Below are 17,048 nucleotides of genomic sequence, written 5' to 3'. Positions count from 1 at the left end.
GCGTTAGCGTTCGCTAACGCTTGCGGATGCGCTTAGGGATTCAAGGGTAGCGAATTAGGACACGAAGGAAGAAGGAAGAAGGAAGAAGTAGATAATCTTCTAGCGGGAACAAAGTAAAAGAGAGGAATCATTTGGCTTTTGACTCCCAAGGGAGCAGCACTAGCGACGCCGCCCAAAGATGATAGAGGGAATACCTATCCCCAAGGGAATGCCCAAGGTCATCAGCACAGCGGTGCCAGTCATGACGATGGTATTAGCAATTAGGGGCAATCCCGCATTGCTTCCTAAAGTCATGATTTGAATAAAGCCACTGCCAGCGCGAAAGGCAAAGATGCCAGGAATCATTCCCACTACCGCCCCAAAGGAAATAGCGGCAATTGAGCTTTTAAACCAGCGAGAGAAATACATTGCCATTAAGCCGACAACGGTAGAGGCAATTAAATTACCCCAAATAATTCCAGGTCCGAACTGAATACACAACAGTCTTACCCCATGCCCAACCATTCCGCAAAGGATGCAAGCCCACAAAATCTTTTTGGGAACGTTAAAGGCAACAGCAAAACCGGCTGCTACCAATCCGGCGAAGATGATATCTTCACCCAAAGATAGTGCTGTAATGTTGCTACTGACGGCGATTAATGTTCCGGTCAAGTTGGCTGAGAGTAGCAAGCCAAATAAAATTGCCCCCAGTGTCATCAAGCTAAAACCTAAGCGGGCAATGCCAACGGACATATGATTCTCAACCATATCCAATCCGGCGTTAATTAGATGCACCCCTGGAACCAACATCATCGAGGGTACCAATAGGCAGACTTCAGGGGTAGAAGTCAAACCAAGTCGAATCGCCATACCTGCCAAAATGCCCCCAACAAAGGCGGCGGCGAAGACAATTGAGAAAAAATTGATCTGCCGCTTGCCTAACTCTTGGCGGAGAATGACTCCGATGGCGGTGGCAAATCCGGCAATCAAAAAAGACGACCAGTCGCCTCCAAAAATTTTGGCTAATCCCCCTGCTGCCAGTCCTAGCATGAGTACAACTAGCCAGCGATTGTAAAGTGGTGGTGTCTGTCTGATTTTCTCCAGCTGAGCGATCGCATCTTCTTGTTCTTTTCCTGTTTTCTCCACTTCCTCGATCAGGTGAAGCACTCGGTTTGTCAAAGCCATATCGATTTTCATCAGAGGAACAGGAGTGCTGACGCGCGCTGAGAAGTGGTAGCCCGTTTTTATGGTCAACATCAGCGCTTTGTACTCCACAAAAACCCGCACTTCAATGCCAAGTGCTTTAGCCAGTCGATCGACTGCTTGGTGGACTCCTTCAGTCCTGACACTATTCTCTAGCAGCAGTCTACCAGCTAAGGATAGAAGGTAAGCTTCTTGCTCTGAGTATTCCATTTTCATTCTCAGCTGCAACGTAATTCCATTGTTTGAGCAGGTAACTGGGATATTTTACTGTGCTAAAAGTCTGGAGTTTAGCTACATTGTCCTGGGTAAGTCCCGATCGAATAATGACAAAGTCGGGACTGATATCATGTCCGCTTGCTTCGGCATCGCGCGGGGGGCGGGTTTAACGAAATATCTCATGGTTCCGCAGAATAAAAAAACCGCACAGAGTCGTTGCGTAGGGACACGGCATCATAGATATCTCGGACAAACAGATAACTTTGATCTTGCCGTGTCCCGGCTCCCGATCTTGGGTAATAGACCGGATATGATATAAAACCCGCCCCTACAAAACTATTAACTGTAAGAGTCCGATCGTATCGGACATGATATTACGCAGAAAAATCTTTGATTTGGCAACCAGAGATCTAAGCATAAACCCGGTTTCTAGGTTGGTCGTGCGTAAGTCCTGAAAGTTAAGCAACTGATTCAAGAGTTTTGATTTCTATCGGCAAGATAACAGTGAAAGTGGTTCCAACTCCTACCTGAGATACCAGTTCGATTTTGCCTTGCATTAGATTTACTAACTGGGAAACAATTGCTAACCCTAAACCAGTGCTATTGAGGGCGTAATTTTGGCTATTACCAGCGCGAAAAAAGGGTTCAAAAATATGCGTCTGGTCTTCTGTAACCATCCCGATCCCAGTGTCGCTGACTGCAATATACCACAGGTTATTAGGTAACATCTGGCAGGTTAATTGGACAGTTCCCGATTCTGTGTAGCGAATCGCATTGCTGATCAGGTTGGTGATAATTTGTTGCAATCTCAAAGGGTCTGTCACAACTTTTTCGGGACAGCTTAAGCCGCTATCTGCATCGCAATCAACCACCATTTGTAACCCTTTTGCAGTTGCCAAAGGCTGCAACATTTCAAACACTTCTTGGATTAAATAGCGTACATCCGTCGGGACTGGTTGCAGTTGCATTTTCCCGGCTTCACAGCGAGACATTTCCAGCGTATCGTTGATCAGCCGGAGTAAATGTCTGCCATTGCGTATCACTCGTTCGATGTGTTCTAGATGGGGAACGGTGTCTCGAACTTCACTGTTCTTGCGTGAAGATCGCAAAATCAACTCTGAATAGCCAATAATTGAATTGAGAGGATTTTTTATTTCGTGAGCTAGTTGAGAGAGGTTGTCTTGATTATCTTTTACCAAGCGAGTCAATTCTTGATTGGTTAGTTCTGCTTGAGCGTGCAGGTGCTGTAGTTCCTGCAAACGCTGTTCGACATAACTTTTGAAGCACTGGGAAATGGCTTCGTCAATCGTCGCGTCAATCAGATTATAAGTTCGGATCGCATCAGTAACAGTACCCTGCAATAAATCTGCCTCTAAAGTAGAAAAGATCGTCTGGCGTAGTAGACGATACTCCCGCGCAATTTCGATAGGCGTAAAACCTTGTGCAGCGCGCAAAACCCCATGTTCTAAACTATTCTGCACGATGGACTCGATATCGCTGTCCTGGTAGTGGGAAAGCACGGTGGCGATCGCTCTCAGCACATCGGGAAGATGATTCTGTATCGCTGAGTACGGTAAATCGTCGGCACTGGCAATCTGCCGATCGCGGCGAACTGTTTCCACCCAGCTTTTTGCGATCGCATCTATTTTTTCTACAAGCAATTGGCTAAAATCCATCTGGCTTAGGCGCAAAAGTAGATCGGAAAACCCTCTGGCATCATTTTATTTTACAACGACAGCGATCGCAGCCGTTGCAGCTTTGATGTAACGGCAAACTCTTGTATTAATGGTAACAAACTTACTTAATCTAAAACTATTCCTTTAGTCTAGGTAAGACAAGCTTTAAGGATGAAGCTGCGAGGGCTAGGGCTGTCGAGAATTTATTAGGAGCTAGTAAAGTAAGTTGCTAGTTACATCTAGCTGTACTGGTAATGGCTAATGGCTAATGGCTAATGGCTAATAATTACCTATTACCACTCGATATAGCTAGCAACTTCTTAGTAACTGAAATTTAACTCTATAAAGCCATGAAATTCGATTATAACCTTTTTGTAATCGGTGCGGGGCCGGGTGGTCTTGCTGCTGCGGAACGGGCGGCGGGGTATGGTGCGCGGGTGGCGATCGCAGAACAAGATTTAGTCGGGGGTACCTGTGTCATCCGAGGTTGCATTCCCGAAAAACTGATGTCATACGCCGCTAGCTTCTCGCAATTGTATCAAGAGGGAGTCGGTTATGGCTGGAAACAACCCCAAACCACTTTTGATTGGCATCAATTCATGATTGCTAAGAACGAGGAAATCCGCCGCCTCAGCGACCTACATAAGCGATCGCTCGAACAAGCAGGAGTTGAGCTAATTCAAGGGCGTGCTACCTTTATTAATCCTCATACTTTAGACATTAGACCTCTGCAAAAAAGCAACTCAAAGACAGGCGAGACGCCTATCCCACAAGAGTTTTTGGAGAAGTCTATTGAAGGACGCCAAATTACTGCTGAAAAAATCTTAATTGCGGTGGGAGGAGAAGCGGTAAAGCCTCAGATTCCTGGCATTGAAAGTGCTATCACCTCGCGGGAACTGTTCGATCTCAAGCAGCAACCAAAACATGTCGCAGTCATTGGCGGCAATTATATTGCGGTGAAATTGGCGGGGATTATGAGAATGCTTGGCTCGTTTGTGACTCTAATAGTTCATGAAGATGGCATTTTATCTGATTTTGATTCAGACATTTGCAGGGCTGTTACTGAAGGCATGACGAGGCGGGTTATTCAAATTATCAACAACAGCAACCTCAAAAAAATTGAACAAATCGACAAAGAGCAGTTGCATTTGACACTGTCGGGAACTTCTCCCGATACATCGATCGTCGATACAGTTGTTTGCGTCACGGGGCCTGCGCCTAATTTAAGCGGATTGAATCTAGAAGCAGCCGGAGTTAAGGTTAGTAAAAGTACTAATTGCTACGTCCAAGTTGATGCGAGCGCAGTAGACGAGCAAAATCAAACTACACAAGCGAATATCTTTGCAGTTGGAGATTGTACCAACCAATTTACTTATACTCCGGTTGCGCTCGCCAACGCGCGAGCTTTTGCCGATAACCACTTTGGTAATCAACCCAAAACTATCAGTTATGAATGCGTTCCTAGCGTTGTTAGTTTCTTCCCCGAAGCGGCTACAGTCGGCTTAAGCGAAGAAAAAGCGCGGCAAAAAATTGGTAATGCTGTGGGATGCGATCGATCTGAATTTCGTCCTCTTTTCCACAGTCTGGCTAAACGAGAAGAGAAAGTTATAATTAAATTAGTTATTGATAGTACAACCGAGCGATTACTAGGCATTCATATGGTAGGAATAGCAGCAATTGAAATAGTTCAATGTCTCGCACTACCGCTTCGCATGGGTGTAACAAAGAAAGACTTCGATGCAACTATCGGCATTCACCCTTCAGTTGCCGAAGAATTTTTCGCTCTGGTTTAATCCCGCATTCGTTCCCATAAGCAAAGGCAGTTTTCTATGAACTTAAGAGCTGAATTTCCATACTTTGAAGGTAATTCTTTCTCCGAGTTGTTTGCTAATGACATTACGGATGCACGTTATGCATTCATTTTAAATTATCCAGCAACTGCGAGTTGGGCAGCTTACCCCAACAGGAAAAAATACTTTATTCAAGAAGGTAGTAGCGCAGCCACTAAAACATCCTTTGACAAGATTTGCCAAAAGGAACCTTGGAAAAATCTCGCTGTATTAGGCGATGCGCTTCCAGGAGTTGTGATTATTCCACCCCAAAACTTGCTGATTGAATACTGGCGGGAGCATTTTGGCTTTAGTTACACCAATGCGGAAATGATAGATTGCTCGACTTATTTGGACGAACTCAGCCACAGTTTAAGCTTTGAAAAAATCATCACTTTATTTCCCTTCGATCATCTCAAACCTGAAAAACACGCCGTCAATCCAGATACCCACTACCACTTGATCAGCAAAGTAACCCTAGCCGATTTGGGAGTGCAATGTCCCAAATACTCAAGCTACAATCTGCACGAAATCAGTCTCAAAGATATTCAGTTACCAGAGCAATTCCCCTATTTTATCACAACCTCCCACGGACTTTCAGCTGTTTTTACGAGCAAAGAATCAGAGCGTTATTCCCAAAAGGATTTATCCCTAAGTCGGTCGAATTGACACTCGCACCCCTAGAAGCCACATTCCGCACCCTCAACTGTCACATTGAAGAGAATCAGAATAAAACTCTGTGGAGAGAGGGAAAGGGTAGCAGCGCTCCCCTTTCCCTCTCTAGCCCACCTTCCGCACCCTCAACTGGCACAAGGGTTTTCTCGTGATTTTTCGGATTAGCTGGTACTTTTAAGTACATAGGATACTGAAAATAAGGGGGGTTGTTATTACCAGCCCATCGTCCCCAATCGCCAAATCCCCTTGCATTCGGTAGTGTGACACTTCAGGGTGCCGAATGTGGCTTCTAAAGATCGTCTTTTTTTGCAGGGTGGAATCAAGAAAAGAATTAACAGGGGGTCGAGCCAGCGCTTGACCCCCTGAAGGGAAGATTCTTACTCTTAATTCAATTCAAACCATTGTTGATTCAACTCGTTCAATAATGGAGTTATCAGAGCTGAAATGACCGGCAAAATGTTTAGTTGGTTGCCAGATTGGTCGCTGTTGTTGTTCAAGTTACCATAATTTTAGAAAAACTTTTACCCGATGCGGCTACAATTAATTTGGCGATTGATTTGGTAAAATAATGCCAGTCCAATTCAATAGCGAAATTATTAACGAGACTTGGGATGCTAGCAAGTATCGAGCGGTTCTAAATTATAAATTGATATCAGTAGGCTAGAGGCAAGAGGCAGCATCTGGTAACGCAGCTGTATTTTCTTGGGATGCGCCTTTGTCTTCTGCTCCAAAAGATAGGGCATATTTAAAGTATTTGGTAGAACAGCCAAGCGGAACAAGCATTAAAGTTCAACTGTGTCAGCGATATGTAAATGACGGCTTAACGCTAACTACTAACACAATTGGAATCTCCAAGGATGCCAAATTTAATCACGATGTAAATATTAATTAACGCAAGTTGCTAGTTATAAAATTCGCCGGGGCCAGCGGGCTAATTGCCAGCTGGCTAATCTAGGATTTTTACTGACATTAGCCATTAGCAATTAACGATTAGCTGCTATGGATGAGATAACTAGCAACTTGAGTTAATTAGAGAATTTTCAGTCACAAGAAATTGCTATGGTCGTTGCGGTGAGAACCGATAATAATGCTGGGTTATGTTCGGCTGGGTTTATTTGTCCCGCTATAAAACCGAATTGGTCGCCTAATAATTCGCTGTATTCATTTGCTCCTAACGGAAATGACATTAGCAGATTTAGGGTGCTGCCAGGGAATCCGTTATCGCCCAATCACCACGACATTTTATTTAATCCCGAGAACTTCCCGGCGAACATTAATCCAGGTGGAACTAGGGATTTGTTGAAGCGAATAGTTCTATGCTCAAGCACTCAAGGTGGGATTGTTGGGTTGACTTCTTCCGATTTTGGCATTATTGCTTCTAACGGATTAAATAACCTGTCCCAATTGACTATTGATGGACACCTGGATAAATATCCGTGCAGGTAGTTGATCCTAACGAGACTCCTGTGGGCCAGTGGGATACTTGGGATTTTAGGGGGCTAGTGAGTCAGCCGATGCTGGTCTCGGAGGGTTTCTCCCCCAATAACTTGCCGCTATCCTACCCTGTGCCGTGGCAAGTCTACCCCCGGTAGTAAATTACTGGGGATTCGATCTAAAGATACGAGAGCTAACAGCGTCCCGCTACACTTCAGGTGGTAGTCGCGAAAAGCGGATGGGTGGGGGTCGCCGTCGCTCTGGTTGAGCGGTGGTTTTACGAGCTAAGGGATGATTAAAGGCGGGAACTTGTTCTGCCAGTCTTGCTTGAAGCCGATCCTCCTGAGTCCTATACTGATCAGTGGAAGTCGTACAAAAAACTTCACAAAAAAGTATAAACTGGCCTTGACAGTTTGTTGGATCTTGCCCAGTCAATACCATAAGCGGCAAAAATGAATTCAGGAATTGACCTCCAAGAAATTTTTATTCAATCCCTCATGGATCTTGGCATCCCGCCTGGTGCTGCCAAAGCCATTTGGTTGCCCCTACCCATGTTGCTGATGATTATGGGTGCAACGGTAGGAGTGTTGGTGTCGGTTTGGCTGGAACGGAAAATATCAGCCGCCGCCCAACAGCGGATCGGCCCAGAATTCATGGGGCCATTTGGTGTCCTGGCACCCGTTGCAGACGGCCTCAAGCTGATTTTCAAAGAAGATGTCGTGCCAGGGAAGTCGGACTCGTTGCTGTTCACCCTGGGGCCGGTTATCGTCGTCATTCCTGTGTTTCTGTCCTATATGATTGTGCCCTTCGGACAGAACCTGGTGATTACCAATATCGGCATGGGGGTATTTTTGTGGATTGCTTTTTCCAGCATCGCCCCGATTGGCTTGCTGATGTCGGGCTATGCCTCCAACAACAAGTATTCCCTGCTGGGGGGTTTGCGGGCGGCAGCGCAGTCGATCAGCTACGAAATTCCCCTGTCCCTGTCGGTGATAGCGATCGCTATGATGTCGAACAGCCTCAGCACCATCGACATCGTACAGCAACAATCCGGCTACGGGATTTTAGGCTGGAACATTTGGCGTCAGCCAGTTGGATTTCTGATCTTTTGGATTGCTGCCTTGGCAGAATGCGAACGCATCCCGTTTGACTTACCAGAAGCAGAAGAAGAACTCGTCGCCGGGTATCAAACCGAATATAGCGGCATGAAATTTGGTCTGTTCTATGTCGGTTCTTACGTTAACTTGGTGCTGTCGGCGCTGATTGTTGCCGTATTGTACCTGGGAGGCTGGGATTTTCCGATTCCGATTAGCGCGATCGCATCTTTACTCGGCATCAGCGAAACCAACCCCTTCTTACAGATCGTGACTGCCTCCTTGGGCATCACCATGACCCTGCTCAAAGCTTACTTCCTCATCTTCATCGCCATCCTCATGCGCTGGACAGTTCCCCGCGTTCGCATTGACCAGTTGCTAAATTTAGGATGGAAGTTCCTCTTACCAGTTTCGCTGGTGAACTTGCTATTAACCGCCGCCCTCAAGTTGGCATTTCCTTTTGCCTTCGGCGGGTAATTTGAATTTCAGATTGCAGATTTCAGATGGCAAATTAAAAATATAAATCAAATCTGAAATCTACAATCTAAAATCTACAATCCTCTAGAGAGTGAGAACACCATGCTGAAGTTTCTCAAACAAGTTGGCGACTACGCCAAAGAAGCAGTACAAGCCGGTAAATATATCGGTCAAGGATTATCTGTCACCTTTGACCACATGGGTCGGCGTCCGATTACCGTCCAATATCCCTACGAAAAACTCATCCCCTCCGAACGTTTCCGGGGTAGGATTCACTTCGAGTTTGATAAGTGCATTTCCTGCGAAGTTTGCGTCCGAGTTTGCCCGATTAACTTGCCCGTAGTCGATTGGGAATTCAACAAGGAAACCAAAAAGAAACAACTCAAACACTACAGCATCGACTTCGGGGTTTGTATCTTCTGCGGCAACTGCGTCGAATATTGCCCGACCAACTGTTTGTCCATGACAGAAGAATACGAAATTTGCACCTACGACCGCCACGAATTAAACTACGACAACGTGGCGCTGGGACGCTTGCCTTATAAAGTAACCAACGACCCAATGGTAACCCCGTTGCGCGAACTCGCTTACCTGCCCAAAGGCGTCGTCGAACCCCACGACTTGCCCGCAGGTTCCCGTCGCGCCGGTCTGCGCCCAGAAGAAATTATCGAACAGATGGAATGAAAAGTGGGAATGGGTAATTTCAGATTTGAAATTTCAGATTTCAGATTTTAGATAAAAGAAAAGCAGATGGCAAAGTTAAATCAAATATCCTTAAATCTTAAATCTGCCATCTTAAATCTCAAAGCTGAAATTACCAATTACCAATTACCAATTACCAAAGGAAAAACAGTAGTGAATCTAGCAGAAGGCGTTCAGATAGTTTCGTTTGCATTGCTGGCAGCGATGATGATTGGGGCAGCACTGGGAGTGGTGCTGATTACCAATATCGTCTACTCGGCTTTTTTGTTGGGAGGTGTCTTTATCAGCATTGCCGGGATGTATATCTTGCTCAATGCTGATTTTGTTGCAGCAGCGCAGATTCTGATTTATGTCGGGGCGGTTAACGTGCTAATTTTGTTTGCCATTATGTTGGTAAACAAGCGGGAAGATTTTGCTCCCGTTCGCAATGCTTGGATTCGCAAAGGCACGACGGCACTGGTTTGTGCTGGGTTGTTTGTGTTGCTCAGTACGATGTTTTTAGCAACGCCTTGGGCTATTTCAACCGATGTCCCAAATGCGGCTGAAAGTTCTATCGTCCAAATTGGCAAGCATTTCTTTAGCGATTATTTGCTGCCGTTTGAACTAGCTTCTGTACTGTTGTTGATGGCAATGGTGGGAGCGATTATTTTGGCGCGTCGCGAGTTCTTGCCCGATGTATTGCAGCAAGCACCCAACGTACAGCAAGAAGTTTTGACCTTGCCCGAACGTCCTAGAGAATTAGTACCCGCAGCAAGCGATACTTCTACCTTGACGCGAAATAAGGGCGCTCGCAACAAATAGCCCGATTTACCAGCGTTGCATCCCTCAACGCTGGCTGCAAACCATCGCAATTGGAAACAAGAGGATTCATGCAACTCCAGTACTTTTTGTTATTATCAGCCGCACTTTTCTGTATCGGAATTTACGGTTTGATTACCAGTCGTAATGCTGTGCGCGTGTTGATGTCAATTGAACTGCTGCTGAATGCAGTCAATCTCAATTTAATGGGGTTCTCTAACTTTCTAGACCCCCTGGGAATCAAAGGCCAGGTGTTTACCGTATTCGTGATTACTGTCGCCGCCGCTGAAGCCGCAGTCGGTCTAGCGATCGTGTTGGCAATTTACCGCAACCGCGATACGGTAGATATGGAGCAATTTAACCTGCTTAAATGGTGAATTTTGTCAAGTGCTAATGGCTAATAGCTAATCGCTAATCGCTCATGGGGAAGCGTAGCAATCAGAGAATTTTCTTTCCATTAGCCATTAGCCCCTACCGGAAATGAGTTAGTTAAATCTTTATAAGGCAAATCGTTTAAATAGAAATTATATTGGTATTTTGAACGTAGGAAATATTTTAGTGAGATTGGGATTCAAGCGCCCCAAGGGTGGCTGAATTTTAGGAAAGGCCGTGCAATTAAAGCAAGTGATTATTGCTCATAAGGCGGGAGATTCCAACAGCAAGCGCATGGCAGAACAATGCGCTAGGCAACTGGAAAAACGGAACTGTCAAGTATTGATGGGACCGAGTGGGGCAAAGGATAACCCCTACCCGGTTTTTTTAGCGTCATCGACGCAACGGATCGATCTGGCACTCGTATTGGGTGGAGATGGTACGGCATTGGCAGCGGCAAGGAATTTAGCCGTCGCTGGCATTCCCTTATTGTCGGTGAATGTAGGGGGACACCTGGGGTTTTTGACCGAACCGTTTGAGGTATTTCAAGATACAGAACGAGTTTGGGATCGCTTGGAAGAAGATCGCTATGCGGTAGAAAGGCGGATGATGCTTCAAGCGTCGGTATTTGAGGGCGATCGCACTAACCGCGATCCGGTGAGCGATCCCTTTTTAGCCCTCAATGAAATGTGCGTCAAACCCGCCTCCCCCGACCGCATGTTAACCTCAATTCTGGAAATGGAAATCGACGGTGAAGTCGTCGATCAGTACCAGGGAGATGGACTGCTGGTGGCAACACCGACGGGTTCCACCTGCTACACCGTTTCTGCCGGTGGCCCAATCGTCCATTCTGGCATGGAAGCAATCGTCGTAACCCCGATTTGCCCTTTAAGCCTCTCCAGCCGTTCGATAGTTTTACCCCCCGGCAGCGTTGTCAGCATCTGGCCTTTGGGAGATTACGAACTCAACACCAAACTTTGGATGGATGGGGTGATGTCTACTGCGATTTGGCCCGGACACCGAGTAGATGTACGGATGGCTGACTGTCAAGCTAAGTTTATTATCCTGCGGGAGAACTATTCGTATTATCAAACTTTACGGGAAAAACTCCAGTGGGCGGGGGCGAGAATTCACTACGACAATAACCATCGCCATTGAGATCCAGGGGTCAATCTCGCCTGTGTCTGCCTTCGCGCAGCTAGCCCTGGGCATATCGCTAGCTTCCATCGCCAATTTTTCGGCAATTTCTGGCTTGCAGCCGATTTTTGCAGGATATTGCGCCGGTATAAACCGGGTTTTTTTCGCTTTTCCCCCGTAAGTCTTGTATTTTCCTGATGACAGCCGGTTTTTTCCGTAATTTTGCCTAAGTAAAAATCCCCGATGCCTGCTGACAAGCACAGGACTGACGCAAATCACCTTTGTTTCTCAGGACTTACCCACGACCAGGCCAGAAACCCGGTTTCAGAGTCGATCTCTGGTTCCCTTTCCCAAGGATTTCTCGTATCACCTTAGTTTCTTTGCCTAAGTCCTGTCTATGAAAAATCATCGGTTTGGAACTAGAGATCGCAGCAAGAAACTTTGGTGTAATATCATGTCCGCGAGAGATCGGTAGTGTATGGATGGCTAATTGCTAATTGCTAATTGCTAATATAGTATTTTTCCTGACATTAGCCATTAGCGATTAGCTATTAGCAGTTACACAACCGTTGCTACCGGACATGATATAAGTCCTAAAGCAAAAAAAAGGGGCTAAAAGTCTTACCTTTTAGCCCCAAGTTGCAGGGAGATGACAATTAAACAAGCTGGCAAGGGATGTAAATCTATCTAGTTTTACGACGGCGAGAGGCTGCCAATAAACCACCCACCAAGGCTAAACCTGCAAGCGTACCTGGTTCGGGAACGGATGAAGATTTTAGTTCTGCACTCACCAGGGAGAAGTCACTATTCTGGAAAGAATTGAGCCATTCGTCAGTTGGATTGTAGGCATTATCAGCAGTAGAACCAGGGAGTGGTTTTAATCCCAGGCTGCTCAGGGAGGAGTTGCCAAAAGGATTGGCGATCTCGTACCAACCGCCGCCATCTGGATTAGACCCACTCACGGCATTGACGATTTGATTCAATATCCCTAAACCAGGCACGTTCCACAGAGCAGTCGTAGGGCTGGTAATCCTGAGACTTCCCGTCAGGTTAGTGTTAGAAACAGCGGCGGCTACCTCATAGACTCGATCTGAGAACACTCCAGGTCGATACATGAAGGAGAGTCCCAGGGATTGGAGGACACCCGTTTTGGGCAGCATCAAGTTTAATTCCTCGCCAGTATTGAGCTCGCCGACAACGGGGTCATTGGGACCGCTGGTTATACCCACACCCGTGACACCGTTGACGATCTTGCCCTGTAATGAACCCACATTCGCTGACAGTGTGAAACCGTCAGCTGTTGTACAGCTACCACTAGTGAAATTACTGATCTGTTGATTAGAAGGACCCGAATAAAAAGGACCCGCCAGACCAGAGCAACTTCCTAAACTAGAGCCGGTAGTAAAGTTAAAAGCTTGAGCTGGAGCAGTTGATAGAGCAAGAACGCCACCAGCGATTACGCTCAAGTAGGCCGAAACTTTGTTGAAATTCATCATTTTTCCTCTTTATACCCGAGCCAAACATGGATTAATTGGCATGCATTAGCAATAGTCTGAGAGTTTGGTTTTTTCGCCCATCCCTCCAACTGGATTGAACTTGAGAAAGGTGTTTTAGTTCAAACAAATCTTCTGAGGGTAGATGCATAGTGTTGAGCTGATAGTCTCTGATTTGCACTTGGGTATCTCAGACCTTGCGTGATGTACTTACGTCTCGATTATAGAAACCCAATTTGGGACTCGGTAGATCTCAGGATGTAAATTCACGGACTCTTCACGGTATCTTTAAATAACTTAGTTAGTAATAATAGGTGTTATAACTGTTGCGCCGCCTACAAAAATAGGGAAGTGGGAGAGGGAGAGGAAGTGTAAAGACGCACTTTGGCGCCTGCGTATCTAGTTATGCGTTCGGGCGCGGACAGGGACAACAGCGATCGCCTTCAGGGGGCAACAAGCGCCCCCAAACCATTACAACCAAAGGATTTGGCGGTTCAGCCCCCAGCTTAAAAATCTGGGCTGATTGACAAAATACTCTGAAAATATAAAAGAGTACTCAGTTGCGATCAAAAGGAAAGGTCTCGTTAATACACAAGACCACATTTATAATGTTGCCCTCATTCTATCAGAAGTTCCTGGAAAGATATCTGATATTGCCCAGTTAATTACCTTGAAGATGCTGGTGTGGTTATGACAATCTCAGCCAGCAAGTAAAAATAGAAAGATTAGCAGCAACGCTGCCGTTACCGATTTTATAAAATCGCCGCCTTCGTCACTTCCATTGGTTTTTATCTCTCAATTCATTAAGTATACTTGCACTCTAGTTTCCCATTATTAGAGAATTTCTCTCTCGCCAAATCCAAGCCGGAAGTCAACTGATTATCGCCTGGGATAGAACCCAATGTCAACAGAATAATGTCTGGCTCGTGAGTGCAATTTATCAAAAAAGAGCTTGACCGATATGAAAGGACTTTGTTAGACAAACAAGGCGCCTGTAACTTAGCAGAGCAAAAACAAATATTACCTCCAGTCATTCTGGTGTTACAAAAATATAAATTAGTCATCATTGGGGATAGAGAATTTCACAGTATAGAACTGGCGTAGTGGTTGCACAGGAAACGTCTTAGCTTTGCCCTCCGACAAAAAGGCCCGACGAATTTTCCAGAAAAAAGACAGCGGTTTCACCCTCTAAGTACCATCCCCATTCAACCAGGTATTCGTCTATTCTACTCTCATGTTAGCATGACTCAAAAGAAAGGTTTTAATCGGTTCAATTTAGCGGCTTACTGGAAAAGGAAGTATAAAGGTAAACCATCAGATGAACCTTGGTATCTGCTCACTAAACTCCCGGATTTGAAAAGTGCTATTGAGAGCAAAAGCCAACGTTATGGGATAGAGGCAATGTTCAAAGACTGCTCTCACTGGAGGCTATAACTTGTCAGGTGACAAAGCATCACCTGATAGAATTTGACAATGACTTCAGCCTGGTTACAAGGAAAAATAACCAAGTTACAGGGGCAGCAGCAATATGTTTGCCGTCTTCAATATCCAGGTATAACAAGGAAGTTGACATAGCAACTTTTGGATAGGTATATATGGTGAAAACTGGCTAATAGCTTTTTATCAATGCCAGTCATGGGTAGAGAAAATGCTTTGTTCTATTCGCAATAAAAAGTTTTTTTATCAAGGAGGTTTGAGATACAGCAACCTAGGAAAGCGACTTCGTCTCCCCCTGAAGCGAGCGCCATTCCCATAGTAAAAAGGGCTGTTTGATTGCAAACAGCTCATAATAAATATCGCTAAAAAAATAGGGTTAAAAGTCAAGTCAGACTTTTAACCCCAAGATTCAGGGAGATGACAGCTTGAAACTTAGCAATTAGGAAGCTGCGTTAGCTTTGCGACGGCGAGAAGCAGCCAACAATCCAGCTACGATACCTAGACCTGCAAGGGTGGTAGGTTCGGGAACTGCTCGTTCGGCTTGGGCGCCCATTAAGCTGAAGTCGCTGTTTCTGTAGTCTGTAGCAACACTGTTATAGACGGATGGCTCTAGCCTCACGCTGCTGACGACATTATTGCCGAAAGGATTTAAGATACTGTACAAGCCACCGCCAGATTGAGTAGAAGACGACAGAGCTGTCAGGGTTTGACTGATACCTAAACCTGCGACTTCCCACAGGGCTTTGGTATCGTTCTGGACTGTGAGGTAGCCCATCAAGCCGGTGTTAGTGGTAACGATAGCCTTCTCCAACACCTGATCCGAGAATACTCCCGGCTGATACATGAAACCGAGATCGAGGGATGCTAGGATACCACTACCCCCAGGCAGAAGTAAGTCGATAGACTCTCCGGCGTTAATCTCGGCAACAACGGTCTGGTTACCTACACCCACACCCGTAACGCCGTTTACTGTTTTGGATTCCAGGGTACCGCCAGTAGCTGTGATGGTGAAACCGTCGTTGGTGGTGCAGCTTGTGCCTCCGGTCGCACAGCCAGAAAGGTTACCGCTGGCGAAATTAAAGGCTTGAGCAGGAGCGGTGGAAAGAGCAATCGTGCTGGTAGCCAGTAAGCCGATAAAAGCCGAAGCTTGTTTGAAATTCATTGGATTCCCCCTTGGAATGTAGGCAAATTAATTATCGATCTCGATACGTTTGCAGCCGTTTGAGATTTTTATTCCCCTGTTTGAGCGATATGAACAAGGTTTTTTAACCCGAACAGATCTGAGTGTAGATGCAGCGAACGATTTAATAGACCCTGGTTTTGCGTGTATCTCTCGGTGCCTGCGTGTATCTTCTAACAATTTCATTATATGAACAACACTGGTGCAGCGGAAGTTACTAAGAGGCAAAATTGCTTATTTTTACCGATTCTTTAAATTAGGGGGGACATTTGTTGTTTAAAGTAAAGTTCGTGTAAACAAGCACTTATACGTCAGTTTATCGTCAGCCAGTTACTTGACTAAATTTTAATTTTATGCTTCTGCCTAAATGTTACTAAGGATACAATTTTTTCCTAGAGGGGTGAGCTGGTGGAAGTGGATAAAAATTGCTTTTCCCTTAGAAAAGATAATTTTGCGAGACATCTGTGTTATAATCCCACCTGCCCACCCACACTTGTTTTGCCTACCTGCTCGATGCCCTATGGCTTTGATTGCAAATAGGTTTGGGCTTCTTTTGCGACTAGCTCTACTTCGTCAGTAGCTAGAGTTTCTAAGGTATTGCGAGCTTCTTCTCCTCCCAGATGACCGAGTGCTTGGGCGACCCTATGGCGGATCTGCCAATCTGGATCTGTGGCGTATGGTACTAAAAGGGGAATTGCCCGTAAATCTCCCAGTTCTCCCAAGGAACCGATCGCCGCAGTTTTCACGATGTCGGTGCTGGAGTTGAGTGCTTCTTGGAGTAGGTCAAAGCATCGCGGATCGCCGAATACTCCCAAGGCGGCAATAATACTGAGCTGAAGTAGCCATTCGGAGGTGTTTTGATAAATTCGGCGCAAGTCTTCAAAGGCGTCGGTTAATTTGAGTGCGCCCAAACAGTCTGCTGCTGCTGCTTGCACGTCGGTTTCGGGGTCGTTGAGCAAGCGATCGCGCAATATAGTATAAGCAGTGGGCAAATCCTGCTCCCCTAAACTATCCAATTGGCTAACAGCGGCATATCGGATGCGAGGGTTGCTGTCTTTAATGGCGGTTTGCACCAACTCAAAAGCGATCGCCCGTTCTAGCTGTCGCAAGTGGTTCACGCCGCGTATGCGATCGCCCAGATTGGTCGAAGAAAGCAATTCTCTAACAGACTCAGGAGTAATGGTCATTGGTAATCGGTGATTGGTAATGGGTCATGGGTGAAGAGCCAGCCGCTTAGTCAGTAATTTTCACTATAATGATTTACGCCAAAATTTCAGCGCAGCGCGCGGGCAATTTTTCCTCAATCGTAGACAGCGAGAGCTTTTGAGCCTAGTCATCATCTCCAC

The 17,048-nt window shown here is 45.8% G+C and carries 13 protein-coding genes and 1 pseudogene; 8 read left to right on the top strand and 6 right to left on the bottom strand.

Going from position 1 to position 17,048, the window contains the following annotated elements; genetic code table 11:
• Positions 1-159: 159 nt before the first annotated feature.
• Complete coding sequence (locus MiSe_RS09810; protein ID WP_226578166.1) at positions 160-1,398, bottom strand: threonine/serine exporter family protein; 1,239 nt, start codon at positions 1,396-1,398, stop codon at positions 160-162.
• 458 nt (positions 1,399-1,856) lie between these two features.
• Positions 1,857-3,074, bottom strand: a complete 1,218-nt coding sequence (locus tag MiSe_RS09805) for a sensor histidine kinase (protein ID WP_226578164.1) — start codon at positions 3,072-3,074, stop codon at positions 1,857-1,859.
• 350 nt (positions 3,075-3,424) lie between these two features.
• Between MiSe_RS09805 and gorA the strand changes: the two genes are divergently transcribed.
• Both gorA and MiSe_RS09795 read left to right on the top strand, forming a co-directional pair.
• Complete coding sequence (gorA, locus tag MiSe_RS09800; protein ID WP_226578162.1) at positions 3,425-4,867, top strand: glutathione-disulfide reductase; 1,443 nt, start codon at positions 3,425-3,427, stop codon at positions 4,865-4,867.
• Positions 4,868-4,903: 36 nt separating this feature from the next.
• A pseudogene (locus tag MiSe_RS09795) lies at positions 4,904-5,503 on the top strand (ATP-grasp domain-containing protein); the annotation flags it as partial.
• 1,115 nt (positions 5,504-6,618) lie between these two features.
• Here the strand turns inward: MiSe_RS09795 and MiSe_RS09790 are convergent.
• Positions 6,619-6,765, bottom strand: a complete 147-nt coding sequence (locus tag MiSe_RS09790; protein WP_226578156.1) for a hypothetical protein — start codon at positions 6,763-6,765, stop codon at positions 6,619-6,621.
• Positions 6,766-7,464: 699 nt separating this feature from the next.
• Here MiSe_RS09790 and nuoH point away from each other — a divergent pair.
• The 5 genes from nuoH to MiSe_RS09765 all read left to right on the top strand — a co-directional run bounded on the left by nuoH (position 7,465) and on the right by MiSe_RS09765 (position 11,613).
• Complete coding sequence (gene nuoH, locus MiSe_RS09785) at positions 7,465-8,583, top strand: NADH-quinone oxidoreductase subunit NuoH (protein ID WP_226578153.1); 1,119 nt, start codon at positions 7,465-7,467, stop codon at positions 8,581-8,583.
• A 105-nt stretch (positions 8,584-8,688) separates the two neighbouring features.
• Positions 8,689-9,267, top strand: a complete 579-nt coding sequence (ndhI, locus tag MiSe_RS09780; RefSeq protein ID WP_226578192.1) for an NAD(P)H-quinone oxidoreductase subunit I — start codon at positions 8,689-8,691, stop codon at positions 9,265-9,267.
• Positions 9,268-9,438: 171 nt separating this feature from the next.
• The gene (locus MiSe_RS09775) at positions 9,439-10,086 is read left to right on the top strand and encodes an NADH-quinone oxidoreductase subunit J (RefSeq protein ID WP_226578190.1); all 648 of its coding nucleotides are present in this window, start codon (positions 9,439-9,441) and stop codon (positions 10,084-10,086) included.
• 68 nt (positions 10,087-10,154) lie between these two features.
• A complete protein-coding gene (gene nuoK / locus MiSe_RS09770; RefSeq protein ID WP_226578149.1) occupies positions 10,155-10,460 on the top strand; it encodes an NADH-quinone oxidoreductase subunit NuoK in 306 nt (101 codons plus the stop codon).
• A 232-nt stretch (positions 10,461-10,692) separates the two neighbouring features.
• Positions 10,693-11,613, top strand: coding sequence for an NAD(+) kinase (locus MiSe_RS09765; RefSeq protein ID WP_226578146.1), 921 nt, complete (start codon positions 10,693-10,695; stop codon positions 11,611-11,613).
• 662 nt (positions 11,614-12,275) lie between these two features.
• Here MiSe_RS09765 and MiSe_RS09760 read toward each other — a convergent pair.
• The gene (locus MiSe_RS09760) at positions 12,276-12,863 is read right to left on the bottom strand and encodes a PEP-CTERM sorting domain-containing protein (protein ID WP_226578143.1); all 588 of its coding nucleotides are present in this window, start codon (positions 12,861-12,863) and stop codon (positions 12,276-12,278) included.
• A gap of 1,152 nt (positions 12,864-14,015) precedes the next feature.
• Here MiSe_RS09760 and MiSe_RS09755 point away from each other — a divergent pair.
• The gene (locus MiSe_RS09755; RefSeq protein ID WP_226578141.1) at positions 14,016-14,189 is read left to right on the top strand and encodes a hypothetical protein; all 174 of its coding nucleotides are present in this window, start codon (positions 14,016-14,018) and stop codon (positions 14,187-14,189) included.
• A 772-nt stretch (positions 14,190-14,961) separates the two neighbouring features.
• On the opposite strand, the gene MiSe_RS09750 is transcribed toward MiSe_RS09755, so the two are convergent.
• Positions 14,962-15,684, bottom strand: coding sequence for a PEP-CTERM sorting domain-containing protein (locus MiSe_RS09750; protein ID WP_226578138.1), 723 nt, complete (start codon positions 15,682-15,684; stop codon positions 14,962-14,964).
• A 536-nt stretch (positions 15,685-16,220) separates the two neighbouring features.
• On the bottom strand, positions 16,221-16,889 hold the full coding sequence (gene nblB, locus MiSe_RS09745; protein ID WP_226578134.1) for a phycobilisome degradation protein NblB: 669 nt from the start codon (positions 16,887-16,889) through the stop codon (positions 16,221-16,223).
• Between the last annotated feature and the right edge of the window lie 159 nt (positions 16,890-17,048).

Source organism: Microseira wollei NIES-4236 (assembly GCF_020521235.1).
GTDB classification, from domain to species: domain Bacteria; phylum Cyanobacteriota; class Cyanobacteriia; order Cyanobacteriales; family Aerosakkonemataceae; genus Microseira; species Microseira wollei.
Note: the sequence above shows the minus strand (reverse complement) of the source record. Positions and strands in the feature narration are given on the sequence as shown.